The organism is Acinetobacter tandoii (assembly GCF_008867985.1).
In the GTDB taxonomy this organism is placed as follows: Bacteria; Pseudomonadota; Gammaproteobacteria; order Pseudomonadales; family Moraxellaceae; genus Acinetobacter; species Acinetobacter tandoii.
In genome coordinates, this window is the sequence record NZ_VXLD01000001.1 from 111,020 (window position 1) to 125,385 (window position 14,366).

General features: G+C 38.4%; 14 protein-coding genes, 1 tRNA gene and 1 other RNA gene. 9 read left to right on the forward strand and 7 right to left on the reverse strand.

The features are described 5' to 3' along the window. Positions 1 to 143 precede the first annotated feature (143 nt). On the forward strand, positions 144 to 731 hold the full coding sequence (locus tag F4W09_RS00500; protein WP_151503691.1) for a DUF4112 domain-containing protein: 588 nt from the start codon (positions 144 to 146) through the stop codon (positions 729 to 731). 55 nt (positions 732 to 786) lie between these two features. Here the strand turns inward: F4W09_RS00500 and htpX are convergent, their stop codons facing one another. Both htpX and F4W09_RS00510 read right to left on the reverse strand, forming a co-directional pair. Continuing rightward, complete coding sequence (gene htpX / locus F4W09_RS00505; RefSeq protein WP_016167021.1) at positions 787 to 1,692, reverse strand: protease HtpX; 906 nt, start codon at positions 1,690 to 1,692, stop codon at positions 787 to 789. Positions 1,693 to 1,822: 130 nt separating this feature from the next. Then, positions 1,823 to 2,680, reverse strand: a complete 858-nt coding sequence (locus F4W09_RS00510; protein ID WP_044741227.1) for a lytic transglycosylase domain-containing protein — start codon at positions 2,678 to 2,680, stop codon at positions 1,823 to 1,825. Between the two features lie 494 nt (positions 2,681 to 3,174). Here F4W09_RS00510 and ttcA point away from each other — a divergent pair, with 494 nt between their 5' ends. Together ttcA and F4W09_RS00520 are read left to right on the forward strand one after the other, a co-directional pair. Next, positions 3,175 to 4,098, forward strand: a complete 924-nt coding sequence (gene ttcA, locus F4W09_RS00515) for a tRNA 2-thiocytidine(32) synthetase TtcA (RefSeq protein WP_044741228.1) — start codon at positions 3,175 to 3,177, stop codon at positions 4,096 to 4,098. A 230-nt stretch (positions 4,099 to 4,328) separates the two neighbouring features. Continuing rightward, positions 4,329 to 4,712 (forward strand): SCP2 sterol-binding domain-containing protein, encoded by a 384-nt coding sequence (locus F4W09_RS00520; RefSeq protein WP_016167018.1) that lies wholly within the window; start codon positions 4,329 to 4,331, stop codon positions 4,710 to 4,712. A gap of 62 nt (positions 4,713 to 4,774) precedes the next feature. Here F4W09_RS00520 and F4W09_RS00525 read toward each other — a convergent pair whose 3' ends face one another. Further along, on the reverse strand, positions 4,775 to 5,887 hold the full coding sequence (locus F4W09_RS00525; protein ID WP_016167017.1) for a transglycosylase SLT domain-containing protein: 1,113 nt from the start codon (positions 5,885 to 5,887) through the stop codon (positions 4,775 to 4,777). A 366-nt stretch (positions 5,888 to 6,253) separates the two neighbouring features. Here F4W09_RS00525 and greB point away from each other — a divergent pair, with 366 nt between their 5' ends. The 4 genes from greB to F4W09_RS00545 all read left to right on the forward strand — a co-directional run bounded on the left by greB (position 6,254) and on the right by F4W09_RS00545 (position 9,988). Then, positions 6,254 to 6,745 (forward strand): transcription elongation factor GreB, encoded by a 492-nt coding sequence (greB, locus tag F4W09_RS00530; protein WP_104441632.1) that lies wholly within the window; start codon positions 6,254 to 6,256, stop codon positions 6,743 to 6,745. Positions 6,746 to 6,838: 93 nt separating this feature from the next. Continuing rightward, positions 6,839 to 6,928 (forward strand) — tRNA-Ser (locus F4W09_RS00535). A 798-nt stretch (positions 6,929 to 7,726) separates the two neighbouring features. Continuing rightward, entirely contained in the window at positions 7,727 to 9,133 is a 1,407-nt protein-coding gene (locus F4W09_RS00540; protein WP_151503991.1) for an aldehyde dehydrogenase family protein, read from the forward strand. 192 nt (positions 9,134 to 9,325) lie between these two features. Further along, complete coding sequence (locus F4W09_RS00545; protein ID WP_151503692.1) at positions 9,326 to 9,988, forward strand: helix-turn-helix transcriptional regulator; 663 nt, start codon at positions 9,326 to 9,328, stop codon at positions 9,986 to 9,988. A gap of 528 nt (positions 9,989 to 10,516) precedes the next feature. Here F4W09_RS00545 and ssrS read toward each other — a convergent pair. The 3 genes from ssrS to F4W09_RS00560 form a co-directional block, all read right to left on the reverse strand. Continuing rightward, positions 10,517 to 10,701, reverse strand: a non-coding RNA gene (gene ssrS, locus F4W09_RS00550) — 6S RNA. Positions 10,702 to 10,801: 100 nt separating this feature from the next. After that, entirely contained in the window at positions 10,802 to 11,086 is a 285-nt protein-coding gene (locus F4W09_RS00555; RefSeq protein ID WP_044738413.1) for a cell division protein ZapA, read from the reverse strand. After that, the gene (locus F4W09_RS00560; protein WP_016167012.1) at positions 11,083 to 11,640 is read right to left on the reverse strand and encodes a hypothetical protein; all 558 of its coding nucleotides are present in this window, start codon (positions 11,638 to 11,640) and stop codon (positions 11,083 to 11,085) included. Before F4W09_RS00560 ends, F4W09_RS00555 begins: the two co-directional genes overlap by 4 nt. A gap of 64 nt (positions 11,641 to 11,704) precedes the next feature. Between F4W09_RS00560 and F4W09_RS00565 the strand changes: the two genes are divergently transcribed. Together F4W09_RS00565 and pepP are read left to right on the forward strand one after the other, a co-directional pair. Further along, the gene (locus F4W09_RS00565; RefSeq protein WP_044738414.1) at positions 11,705 to 12,334 is read left to right on the forward strand and encodes a UPF0149 family protein; all 630 of its coding nucleotides are present in this window, start codon (positions 11,705 to 11,707) and stop codon (positions 12,332 to 12,334) included. Between the two features lie 76 nt (positions 12,335 to 12,410). Then, complete coding sequence (gene pepP / locus F4W09_RS00570) at positions 12,411 to 13,730, forward strand: Xaa-Pro aminopeptidase (protein ID WP_151503693.1); 1,320 nt, start codon at positions 12,411 to 12,413, stop codon at positions 13,728 to 13,730. Between the two features lie 91 nt (positions 13,731 to 13,821). Here the strand turns inward: pepP and F4W09_RS00575 are convergent, their stop codons facing one another. After that, positions 13,822 to 14,313, reverse strand: a complete 492-nt coding sequence (locus tag F4W09_RS00575; RefSeq protein WP_016167009.1) for a flavin reductase — start codon at positions 14,311 to 14,313, stop codon at positions 13,822 to 13,824. Positions 14,314 to 14,366 lie beyond the last annotated feature (53 nt).

Genomic DNA, 14,366 nt, shown 5'->3' on the forward strand with positions numbered 1-14,366 from the left:
CCATCCATATTTATACTGAAAAGCATTGAGATCAATGAACAGCGGTTATTCAGTTTGCTGGAATATTGAATAACCCTTTGTTACTTTTTTAAAGATCAAAATGATCTAAGCTGTAGATAAATCAACATCCTATCGACATGCATATGCCTTCACAGCCATCAGCTACAAAAAAAACACCGCAAGAAGTCATTCGTTTAGAGCGTGATTTAGCGAAATATGCCAATTTGATGGATTCAGTGATTCGAATTCCATTTACCAAACAAGGCGTAGGTGCAGATGCTGCATTGGGGACTATTCCCGTGGCTGGGGATGTCGCAGGTTTTGCATTAACCTGTTATGCAGTGTATAAAGCCAAGCAGATTGGTGTACCACAACATAAATTAAATATAGTGTATAAACTGGCGCTAATGGACTTGGTAGTGGGATTTATTCCTATAGCAGGAACCCTATTTGATATTTTTATTCGTCCAAGCCGTAAAGCACTCGATGTCGTACATGAGCATATTCGGGAAGAATATCAGATCCGCGATACGACGCATGTCGTTCATCCATATTTACATGAAAAGTTAGAACAGAAGCAGCAACATTCAGCCTTTTGGCGCCAGCCTGTCATTGCGTGGTTATGGCTACATATTCCAGATTTGATTGGTCTGCTGGTGATTGTTTTGCTGCTTGTTGCCTCTTGGTATGGATTTACTGCGGTATGGTCTTGGTATCAAAACTGGTCTTAAACCGATTAATCTAATAAAAAAGCCTCCATATTGGAGGCTTTTTGAATCTTTAAACTTATGCGCAGTCTAACTGTTGTAAGGCTGCTACACGTTGTTCAATTGATGGGTGAGTTTGGAATAAGGCTGCTAAGCTAAAACCTTGTTCTTTACCTTCCGCAATAGAGAACGCTTTCATTTCTTTTGGCATTTGATCAGGAAGCTCTGATTCTGCTTGAAGACGTAATAGGGCAGAAATCATGGCTTGTTTACCTGCTAAACGTGCACCTGCTTCATCGGCACGATATTCACGGTAGCGTGAGAACCACATCACGATGGCAGAAGCTAAAATACCAAAGACGATGTCGAGAACAATTGTAATACCGAAGTAAGCTAAGCCAGGTGCTTCACCATCTTCACGACCGAAAACATTACGGTCAATGAAATCACCTACAACACGAGCAAAGAACATAACAAAGGCGTTGACGACACCTTGAATCAATGCAAGCGTGACCATATCACCATTAGCAACGTGACCAATTTCGTGAGCTAGTACTGCACGTAATTCATCTTTGTTCATGCGCTCAAGTAGACCTGTTGAAACAGCAACGAGCGCATCATTTTTATTCCAACCTGTTGCAAAGGCATTCGATTGGTAAGATGGGAAAATACCTACTTCTGGCATATTAATACCAGCGCGTTGAGACAATTCCGCAACTGTTTGTAGCAACCAAACTTCTGCTTGGCTACGTGGAGCATTAGGGTCAATAAGTTCAGTGCCAGTTGTTTTTTTCGCCATCCATTTCGACATGAACAGAGACACTAAAGAGCCAACCATACCAAACACGAAACAGACGACTAAAAGGTTGCCTAGATTCAAGCCACCCGCGCCATGGTAACTACCGACACCGAAGAGTGACAAAATAATGCCAGCTACAACCAGTACCGCGAGGTTGGTTAGCAAGAACAAACCAATCCGCATCATTGAGAAAATCCTCTTAATATAGAAATATAATCTGATTTATAACTTATAAATCATAAGGATCAATATGCGGTGAATATTGCAAAAATTCAAGGAAAAAACGTGATTCGTCGTTAAAAATAACATTTTTCTATTAATAGATTCGCGCAGATGCCGAAGCATGTTCTGTCGAATAAGTCCCAGAACGCGGTGCATCTGTATAACTACCATCGGCTGCAATGATGATCTGACGTTGACTACTTCTGGATGAAGGATTTGGAATGGATTCAGCCTGTGCTGATGGAGCATTGTAACTTACAGACTGGGCGACGATTTTCCCTGAGCTACTCCCACTGCTAATGAGACCACCTGAATACAGATTGCTATAACGGCTGCTCACACGGCGCACATAGTCTTGGGTTTCTTTAAATGGGGGGATACCGCCATATTTGTCGACATTGCCTTCACCCGCATTATAAGCAGCCAAAGCCAAAGAAGTATTACCATTGAAGCGCTTTAATAACCAGCTTAAATATTTTGCACCCCCCATAATATTTTGCTGAGGGTCATAAGCATTAGAGACATTAAAACGTTTTGCTGTTGCAGGCATCAGTTGCATTAAGCCCAATGCACCAACAGGAGATCGAGCATTCACATTAAAACCAGATTCAGTATGCATTACGGCTTTAATCAAACCTTCTGAAACGCCATGCGTTTGAGCGGCTTGGCGAATCATGCTATCAAACGCATTTCGATTGCGGCTGTAGCTAGGCAATACGGAAGCTTCTGAGTTTCCCCAGTTGCTGTAACTGTGCATATTACTGTCGGGATAATAGGTTTTTTTTTCGACTTTCAAATGACTATATTTACTTTTTTTATTGGTGAGCAGGGTCGTACCATTTGAATCGGTCAGTTGATAAATGGTTTCGCCAGCCATGCAGGCAGGACTTATGAGTAAGACTGATGCACAGCCAAGAAGGTAAGCTTGAACGTTATGCCATTTATTTTTCATTTTTTATCAATTTTTCTGTCCCCAAACAGTCAAGTTAAGTTTAGCAAAAAATACTTAGATAAAAAGCGCTACTGAATTTTATTTTTCATGACTTCGTAAAAATCAAGCTTAATTGCGGAGTTAATAATCAAAAAAAAATTTAATTTATTTTTAATCGGGATTGCTTGACTATGATAAGTTGCTGATATTTATATAAAATAAAATTGATCAAAAAATGATCAATTTAAATAGAAGCCTTAAACTATGGGAAGAATCACCTGTCAAGTGTTTTGAAATCCACAAAGTTATCCACAGCTTTTGTGGACAACTGTGGAAAAGTCCAAAAGATAAGCATTTGGGCTAAAAAGTGAACTGCAACGTTCAAATTTACCCTTTTTCTAATAAGGAAAAATGACAACAAGATTTGGTCATGAGAATTTACATTCTTTAGATGCGATTGCCTGACGAATCATATAAAATTGCGCGGTATTTTTATTTATGGGTTAATCGTGCCTATGTACTCGCCAGTTGAGTCCGAACAAGGGTTTAATTTCAAGCCAGAACTCCCAACCAGCTCTGCCTACTATCGTTTGTTAAAAAAACTTCGCCGCCAAGTGGGGCATGCTATTCGTGATTTTAAAATGATCGAAGATGGCGATAAGGTCATGGTCTGCATTTCTGGTGGTAAAGACAGTTATACCTTGCTGGATATCTTATTGCAGTTTAAACGTATTGCCCCGATTAACTTTGACGTGGTTGCGGTTAACCTTGACCAAAAACAACCAGGTTTCCCTGAAGATGTACTACCTCGTTATTTAGAAGAAAATAACATTCCATACTATATTTTGGAAAAAGACACTTACAGCATCACTAAAAAGTTAACCCCAGAAGGCAAAACTTACTGTGCGGTGTGTTCGCGTTTACGCCGTGGCTCTTTGTATGGCTTTGCACAAGAGATTGGTGCAACCAAAGTGGCACTAGGGCATCACCGTGATGATATCTTAGCAACGTTTTTTCTAAACTTGTTCCATGGCGGCAGCTTAAAAGCAATGCCACCAAAATTGTTATCTACAGATAAGAAGAATATGTTGATTCGTCCACTGGCTTATGTGGAAGAGAAAGACATTATTAAATATGCGGAAATGCGTAAATTCCCAATTATTCCGTGTAACTTGTGTGGTTCGCAGGAAAACTTACAGCGTGCCATTATTAATGACATGTTGCGTGCATGGGACAAAGAGCATCCGAAGCGCTTACACAGTATTTTTGGTGCATTACAGAACGTTTCACCATCTCAGTTAGCCGATCGTGAATTGTTTGATTTTGAAGTGCTGGATTCGCAACGTGAATTCGACTTCAAAGGTGAAAGTTGTTCGACTGAAGCTGAATCTGGAAACAAACGTATTAATATGGTGAATCTTGGCTTTGCTGTAGAGTAATTTTGTCATTTAGGCCAATGCAAAACACCAATCTATGATTGGTGTTTTTTTTATGTGAATGATTTTGATAAGTTTTGTATAAGAAATATAAAATATGAACGGTACGTGCAAAAAACTTTAGGTACATATCGGATATACATGCTATAACAATCAGCAAGCGTATTTTAGCTTCACAATGATGTCGTCTGGATAGGTGACACAAAATGAACAAATAAATTTGAGGAAACATCATGCCGGCCTTTTTAACTGATGATTGGTTTTCAACTGTAGAAACTTTGACTGCGCAAGCAGGGGATTTGAATTTGCCACCTGCTTTGGCAAATTTGGCCATTAACTTGGTGGTGACAGATACAAGTGGTAATACCGAATTGGCGTTAGATGGCGGCAAAATCTTGAAAGGTTTGTCTTCAAATGCCAAAACTACACTCAATATGGACGCAGAAACTTTACGTAAAGTTTTTCTAGAGTTTGATATGGCTGCTGCAATGCAAGCATTCATGACTGGAAAAATTAAAGTGCAAGGAGACATGTCTCAGTTGATGGCGTTACAAACTGCTAAACCAAGCCAAGAGCAAAAAGATTTATTTAAGAAAGTACTTGAGCACACCGCTTAAGATTTTTCAAAAAAAAGCTTACCCTAGGGTAAGCTTTTTTTTTTGCTTCAATTAATGACTATTTATATATTCACCAGTTGAGGCGTATTTTTGATGTATTCCAAATAAGAACGAATACGCGTGACATATTGTACGGCTTGGCGATAGCGACCATTTTGGGCTTTATTACCATCTAAATAACTATATAGGTTCACCCAGTTATTCGGATCTTTGCCTTGAGCACTGATACGTTTCTGAATCTGATCTACGGCTCCTGGTCCCATGTTATAGGCAACCAAGGCATACCAGTTACGATCTGGATAAGGAACTTCCTCAAACTTGCTCAGCATCAGGTCGTAGTACTTTGCACCACCCTGAATACTTTGTGCAGGATCGGTACGATTACTCACACCCATCGCTTTAGCTGTGCTGTTGGTCAGCATCATAATGCCACGCACACCTGTGGGCGAAATTGAATCGGGTTTTAAGTACGATTCTTGATAGCCAATAGCCGCTAAGAAATGCCAATCGAGGTCGTATTTCTCAGCAGTACGCTGAAAGCTGGCTTTATAAATCGGCATACGTTTGGTCAGGTCACGTTCAATAGAATCCCATGACTCGGCTTGCACGACATTACGATTATAAAAAGAAGCCAATTGGCTGATCGAACCTGATTGTTTGCCTTGGCAGACAAAGCCACTGGCAGTCTGAGTCAAGGGGTCATCAGCGTGTTTAAATACCCAACTTAGTTGTGTATTTAAGCCATTTTTCTGCAGGCTATACAAATCACCACAGGTGGCTGAAAACGAGGTTAGCTTTTTACTTTCAATGTTTTGAATGCTTGTTGTGGTAATGGCAAAGTTCGCTTTACCTTGATCAACCAATTTTAATGCTGTTGCATCATCAGGAACTGTAGTAAACACCAGTTCAACATTCATACTGTCAGCATAATTACGTGCAAGGTCATAACCAAAGCCATGTAAATACTGCCCATCTTTAAAAACAGTCGATGGATTTTCTACACCAACCACTGTGAGTTTGTTGTTATTGACAACAGCGTCATATTGGTAAGCCTTGCTCGCGTTAATCGTATGAAAAGGAATTAAGGCGACGGTGAGTGCTAAGGCTTTTAAAGGGAGAGAGAAAGTTAATGAGTTAAGGCTAAGCCTCGACCCAGAAGATGAACTACTGTGCATGTTGTCTCCGCTACAAGTAATTTATGCCCAAAAAATCCAAAGCAAACGAGGCCTTAAACTTTTACAAGTTTGATAAATTCAATAAGGGGTGGGCAGTCATGGACGTCATTCAAAATGACATGGGAAAAAATGAAATTATGCAGTCAAAAACCACATAGGTTAAAAAGTACACTAAACAAAAGATGAAGGCATAATAAAGTCGGAAATTTAGATTGTCAAATTTAGTATAAAAAATAGTGAAAAAATGTAACATAACTATCTAATTTAATTAATAAATTATTTTTATACTCTTTTGTTGTGGTGAAAATGGGCATAAAATAGCTTAAAAATGTATCTATTTCGTACCTTGAAAAGTCAATTTGCAATATGAAATCTAACTTAATTACACGTTCTGGGCACGATAAATTGGTGGCCGAACTTCAGCATTTATGGCGTGAAGAACGTCCAGAAATTACCAAAAAAGTGAACTGGGCAGCGAGTCTTGGTGATCGTAGTGAAAATGCTGACTACCAGTATAATAAACAGCTGTTAAGAAAAATTGACCGCCGTGTCCGTTACCTCGGAAAAAGGTTAGAAGAGTTAAGAATTGTTGACTTTGCTCCTGAGCAAGAAGGCAAAGTTTACTTTGGTGCATGGGTCGAAATTGAAAATGAACAAGGTGAGCGAAAACAACTGCGCATAGTCGGTGTCGATGAAATTTATGATCATCATCCGCAACATATTTCCATAGATTCACCTATGGCACGTGCATTACTTTCCAAACAAGTGGATGATGAGGTTGAAGTCATGACTCCCTCAGGAAAAAAGACGTGGTATATCAATACAATCCATTATGAAAAGCCAGAAATCATGCTTTAATCAGGTGTTTTGATTTTATTTTGTGCAATTGAATAGAAAAATATGCAAAAGTATTTGCCAAGGTAGAAAAATATTTATATGATAGCCGCCATTGGAAGCGTGGCAGAGCGGTTTAATGCACCGGTCTTGAAAACCGACGAGGGTGTGAGTCCTCCGTGAGTTCGAATCTCACCGCTTCCGCCAAATTCAAAAAACCCTGACTATGTCAGGGTTTTTTATTTTTAAGTTTTTGCTTAACAGTGCAAAAAAGGAAGTAAATAATTCAAGGAAAGATGATGGGAGTTGGAAAAATACTTTTATAGAGATCATCAATATTTAGTAAGCTATGTTTGGTTTTAGTAGCATATTGAAATGGATTAAAAAAAGGCTTGCTCCTGAAGATTGTTCATGCAATGCCCAAATTGAGATTGGTATTTTTTACTTAAATACGGTTTAAGGTGCTATTCTATTTTCATACTTTTGAGCACTGTGCTTTGCGCTTTAGCATCAGGATTGGTCTAAATTGCTCCCTCAAAATCAGATAACTCAATTTAAAATATAATTTAAGTTTTAGTTGTTCCTCTTTTAGAATTCAAGATTTTATTGAACGCATACTTCCATTTAACCAAGCAGAACGTCAAATAAAAATAAGTAATAAAAGCATTCTATTAAATATCTCGGAAAACATAGGCATAACTGTAAAGTCGGAGATTACTGCGAGTATTTATCTGGAAAATCGGTCGAGGTAGATACCGAGAAACCATGTATAAAGCATAATTTCAAGGCATTATATTTTGAGATGAAATGTTGATAGGCATCTTATTTTTACTGAAATAAATGTAAAATTACATTGAAAAATAATGATACTAAATAAAAGAATAAAAAAATTAATTGTATTGTTTTTCTATTAAGTTACGTTAAAATCATCCTAAAGGATGAGTTTATAAATAATTATCAGCGATAAACTTCATGCAAAAGAACATCAATATGGATATGAATCAGATGAATAGCAACATGTTGTTTAATGGTAAAACGGTAGTAGGTCAAGGCGAGCCTTTTGCGGTACTAAATCCTGCAACAGAAGAAACCATTGTCAAAATTAACAGTGCCACGGTGGAACAAGTAGATCAAGCTGTGCATGCGGCGCGTACAGCGTTTAAAACTTGGCAGTATGTATCCGATCAAAGCATTAATGAGAGCTTCATTAAAATTGCCCAAGATATTCGTGCAGAAAGTGCAGAAATTGCCAAACTGATTACCACAGAACAAGGTAAACCATTGGCTTTGGCTCAATTTGAAGTAGAAGCTGGTGCGAACTGGATTGAATATATTACCAGTCTGGAAGTTCCTGTAGAAACCATTACAGACCCAAGTGGCAAAACGATTAAAGTCTATAACCGTCCATTAGGTGTCGTGGCTTCAATTACGCCTTGGAACTGGCCATTTATGATTGCTATTTGGCATTTCTTCCCAGCATTAAAAACCAAAAATGCGGTGGTGAATAAACCGTCTGAGTTTACACCTCTCAGTACCATTAAACTGGTCGAAATTATTAACCGCCATTTACCCAAGGGTGTATGCAATATTGTCTTAGGAAAGGGCGATGTAGGTCAGGCTCTTAGTGAACATAGTGATGTAGACAAGGTAACATTTACGGGATCTACTCGGACAGGTCAAAGTATCCTGAAGCATTCCGTAAATACCTTAAAGAGTGTCGTGCTTGAATTAGGTGGTAATGATGTCGGAATTGTTTTAGACGATGTCGATGTGGATGCAGTGGCCGAGAAAATCTTCGGTTCAGCATTCTTAAATATGGGGCAAACCTGTGCAGCATTAAAGCGTCTATATGTACATGAAAATGTTTATGATGCATTAACACAAAAATTGACTCAAATCGCGAATGCACAAGTGGTTGGCAATGGATTAGATTCAACGACAACATTTGGTCCAATACAAAACCACGTTCAATACCATAAAGTGAAAGGTATGATTGAGGATGCTGTGGCACAAGGTGGTCAGATTATCACTGAGGCGAAAAAAGTAAGTGAGCATGGTTACTTTATTCCACCTACACTTATAACTAATGTCAAAGAAGGTACGCCTTTGGTTGATGAAGAACAATTTGGTCCAGTCTTACCAATTATTAAGTTTAGTGATGTAGACGCTGTAATTGAACGTGCCAATAACAGTGAATTTGGTTTAGGCGGTTCAGTATGGAGTAAAGACCTTGATCGTGCACAAGAAATAGCCAGTAAACTTGAGACGGGTACAGTTTGGATTAATAGTCATTCTGATGTCTCTCCAGCAGCCGAGTTTGGTGGTTGGAAAATGTCTGGTCTCGGATATTCATTTGGTTTAAACGGTTTGTTGTTGTTTACACATAAACAAGCGATCCATATTTCTCAATAATCAATTAAACAGATTCGTCGGTCTTGTTGATGCATTAAGTTCATGGCTTGGATATGAAACATATTGAAGCCATAACTTATTATTTAGAATTGATGTTTTAAAATAGATATCAGTAAGGTTTTATATTGGCAGGAAGCCAATTTTATTGATCTATCGACACTATTAAATTTTCAAAAAGGATGATGAAAATTTATGTTCAATCGTGATTTTATTCAGCAATTTAGTCAGAACTTTATTGCTCAGATCCAGCATGTTTCCCCTATAGATGGTTTTTTGACATATAAAACCGATAATATTCAACATGCTTATGATTTTGAGCAAGATGGCATATCAAAAAGTGCAATCGACGAATATTTAAATGGAAAAATTGAATATGATCCAGTGAGCTTTCGGCACTTTTATCATGGTCATCAGAACATTGCGCTTCTGGGCGAGCATCAACCTAACGAAATATTTGTAAATTTTATGCAGCGTTGGCAAGTTGAAGATACTGCTGAATTTTTCTTCAGAAAACGTGATGGAAAACTGATCTTTGGTTTGAGTATTTTTAGGGAACAAGGCAAAGCCAAATTTAATCAGCAAGAAAAGAAAATATTTGAATCTTTTTATCGATTGTCTATTGATCATTTTCATCATCATGTCGACATGATTAATAGAGATAAAATTATGGATCAATATCAATTAACTAAAAAAGAAATTGTGGTTTTAGAAGAATTATTTACAAATTTGGAAGCCATTCAAATTTCGCAAAAACTCAATTGTAGTTTGTCGACCATAAAAACGCATGTCCAACATATTTATCAGAAATTAAATGTAAATAGTCGCCAAGAATTGGTGTGTAAATTAATCAGATAGTCACACATTTCATATGTTCAAATAGATTCTATAACAATTTTCTTATATCAAGCCATAAAAGTAGTGTTGGATTTAAATGCTTCATATTCATGTTGGTTTTATGCAGAAAATCTATCTATAAGGGCTTATTGAGCACTCGATAGTAAAATGCATAGATGGAAGGACTTGGCAAATTGATTGGCTATTATGCGCTTAATTGATGGAAGCTAAGAAACTGCGCATTAAATTATTTGCTTGCTAACTCGGTGCCAAGTATTTTCAAAGTTAATGAAAAGAGGTGAACGTTCGGTAGTTACGCTAAACACATTTATAGAAGTAGGCTGATTCTATATCTTAATTTTGGCTTGAAATTAAATGATTGAGGAAAACTTTAACTTTTAATGTGACTCAGCTATGCATGGTTAAAAGCAAATTCAAATAGGCATAGATAACAAAGGACAATATTTTTGAATTATATATAGTCGATACATCGACTGAAAGTGATTTTAAAGGAGAGGGGGCGATAAGCTATTATTCTTATATAAAATAAAGCACTCCGAGGATGCCGCTGCATGTGTCGTTACCCTGAACCCGATGAGTTCAAGGTGGACGCGACGTATACTTGCTGGGTTTCCCACTCGAAGGTGGGCATACACTCTAAATATACAGAACGCAATCCATAAGTTTAAGTATCGGCAGGGGAATAGACCCGCTGGCGAACATCTCAGAGTTAAGCCTAGTATAACGGATAAACCAATACTGGCAAATCATCGTAGGCAAAGAACTGTAAAGTTAAGTGCTGTTTGTCGAGAGATTATGCAAATAAACGTGAAACTAGGTAAGTGTTTTAACATCTTCAAGGATAGTGCTGAGTAAACGTTCACAATGAGCATATTCCTGCAAGGACTTATTCATTGCGAGTACTTCTTGCATGAGCTCAAGTGCAACCATAATGATCAGTTTGCTGGGTTCAACACGGGGAGCTTGACGTCGAAATTCATCATATTTGTCATTTAACAATTGTGCGGCACGTTCTAACTCAGGTTTTTTATCTTCCGTGGTGGCTAAACGAAAGCTATGTCCCAATACACGCAGTTCAACAGGAATTTGTTCACTCATGATTGCATTTCCTCATTTACTTCGGTGGGATGAGCCAATTGTTGAATTTCTTGCGCATTTTGGTCTTGTTCAGTACCTAAAATTGATAAGCGTTGAATGATGGTTTCAACTTTGGTGCGCGCCAACTCATTTTTTTGTAACAATCTATCACGTTCCTGCTGCAAACCCTGAATTTCTTGTTGTGCATGACGTTGTTCATTCTGCATTTTTTCTTTAATGACACGTAATTCATTACGCTCACTTAGAATGTCCTGAAAACGATTCTTTAAATCGGTACAGCTTTTCTCTAGACGGCTATAACGATCGGCCAATGCCGTTGCATCAGTATTCAGTTGTTTAAATTGAGTCTGGACCTCAGTCAGTTGTTCCGTAAGGTTATCAATTTCTTCTTGTTTTTTGGTAATAATGCCGTTTTTATGCACAACTTGTGCATGGTGTTGCTCAGCGGCAGTTGCGCTGGCTTCGGTTAATGCATTATTTTCGGTTTCATAATGCGCGAGTCGGGTTTTTAAAACGCCAATATGCGCCTGTAGACGCTGTAATTCTTCTAACATAACGTAGTCGCACAGTGTTGCAAACAAAGGTAATATATAAGAAGTATAGAGATTGGATAAACGAATGCAAGACGATATTTCAGGTTGGTCGGAATGGCACCAACATTTTTCACAAATTGATGAGATTTCAAGCCCAAGTGAGTTACATGGGTTACTCACTGGTATAGTTTGTGTGACACAATCGCCGACACGTGAAGAGTGGCAACAAATTTTAGCCACGCTTAATGTGCCAGAATTAAGTGATATGGCTTTAACTGTGCTTACAGATGAAGCTGAAGATGTGTCACATGCATTATCAGAAGACGAATTAGACTACTTACCTTTGTTGCCAGATGATGAACATGTGTTAGCTGATCGCGTGCAAGCACTGGCGGATTGGTGTGCAGGTGTCGTATTGGGCTTTGGTTTAGCCTCAGGTCATATTCGTGCTGATGAAATGGAATTAATTGAGCATTTACAGGATGTGGCTGCGGTTGAGTTTGAAGAATCTGACAATGACGAAGAAGGTGAGGACAGTTATCAAGAGTTGTATGAATTTGTACGTTTGATTCCTGTGAGCTTGGCTTTAGGGCGCACCAAAGTAGCGGTAGATGAAAGTTCATTATTACAAAACTTTCATGCGAAAATGCAGAAGCATAAAACTAGTCCTGAAAACAATGTTGTAGAAATGTTTACACCACATCGACCAAGTTAATTTTGGTCGATTTTTTGCTTTAAGATTACAAACACAGCAACCCTATTCTTTATTCAACAAGATCGAAGAACATTCAATGAAAAAACTGACTCAAGTAGATTTTAAGGAACGTCGTGACCGCCTTGCAGAGGAAATGGGACCACACAGCATCGCGATTATTGCTACCAGCCCAGTGGCGATTCGTAATCGAGATGCAGACTATAAATTTCGAGCGGACAGTAGTTTTTTCTATTTGACGGGTTTTGCAGAACCAGAAGCGGTTGCTGTGATTGAAACGTATGAATCTTTGGATGAAGGTTATACCTATAGCTTGTTCTGCCGTGAACGTAATCGTGAGATGGAAATCTGGAATGGTTACCGTGCAGGAATTGATGGCGCGATTGATGATTATGAAGCCGATGAAGCTTATGCGATTGATCTACTTGATGAAGAAATCATTGAAAAATTAGTCAATAAACAAAAACTATTTTATCGGATTGGACATAGTTCTGAGTTTGATGTTCGTGTCAGCAAATGGATTCAACAAGCAGATGCGCAACAACGTCGTGGTAATGAATCTCCAGCACAAGTGATTCAACTGGATCGTATTTTAGATGAAATCCGTTTATTTAAAACACCACAAGAAATTGAATTGATGCAAATCGCATCGAACATTAGTGCAAAAGCCCATACCCGTGCCATGCAAACTGTGCATGTGGGCATGATGGAATATGCATTGGAAGCGGAGCTGAATTATGTATTTGGGCAACAAGGTTGCGTACCTGCCTATAACAGTATTGTAGGCGGGGGTGCCAATGCCTGTATTTTGCACTATGTTGAAAATAATCAAGAATTAAAAGATGGTGATTTGGTTCTGATTGATGCAGCTTGCGAATACGAGTTATATGCATCAGACATTACCCGTACTTTCCCTGTGAATGGCAAGTTTAGTGCTGAACAAAAAGCATTATATGAAATTGTATTAAACGCGCAGCTTGCAGCGATTGATGCAGTCAAAATTGGCAACTCATATAAAGAGCCACATAATGTTGCAGTGCGTATTTTGGTAGAAGGCTTATTGTCACTCGGTATTATGCAGGGAGATATCGAGAAAATTATTGAAACTGAGGCTTACCGTCAGTTTTATATGCATGGTACTGGACACTGGTTGGGGATGGATGTGCATGATGTAGGCGCATACAAACAAGCTGGCGAATGGCGTCCTTATGAAGAAGGCATGGTCGTAACGATTGAACCAGGTCTTTATATTGCACCAGATGATGAAACCGTGGATGCGAAATGGCGTGGAATCGGTATTCGTATTGAAGATGATGTTGTTGCAACCGCAAATGGGCCACTGGTTTTAACCAAAGATGTGGTGAAATCGATTGAAGAGATTGAAGCGTTAATGGCTTAAGCATCAATAATAAAAAAGCCAATCTTATGATTGGCTTTTTTATTTTTGGAATTGGTTTTCTTCTAAATATACTCTATCAAGAAACTATTATTTAAGCGATTTCTGTCTGCCCAACTTGATGATAAGCTCGATTAAAATAAACTAAACTCTGATCTTGCTGACTTTGTTGAATCGCAACAATACGGCAGATAAAAATGGTATGAGTACCGACTTCCTGAATTTGGTCAATTTCACAATCAAAATTGACCAAAGCATCTTCCAACACTGGTGCGCCTGTTTCCAACTCTTTCCAAACACCATGCTTAAAACGTTCTTCTGAACTGAGTTTAGATGAAAATACGTTAGAAATATGCTCATGCTGTGCACCTAAAACATTTACCGTTAAAATCTTATTTTCGATAAAATGCTCATGTGATCGAGAAGCTTTATTCATACAGACCAATAAAGTTGGGGGAGTATCGGTAACACTACATACGGCAGATGCAGTGAAACCATGACGATCAGACATACCTGCCGTGGTCACAACACTTACTGCGCTGGTTAACGAAGACATAGCATTTCTAAAGTCTGTTGCTTCAATCATCACTTTATTCCTAAATTGAACCGTACATTTGGTTTAAATTGGGCTATATCACG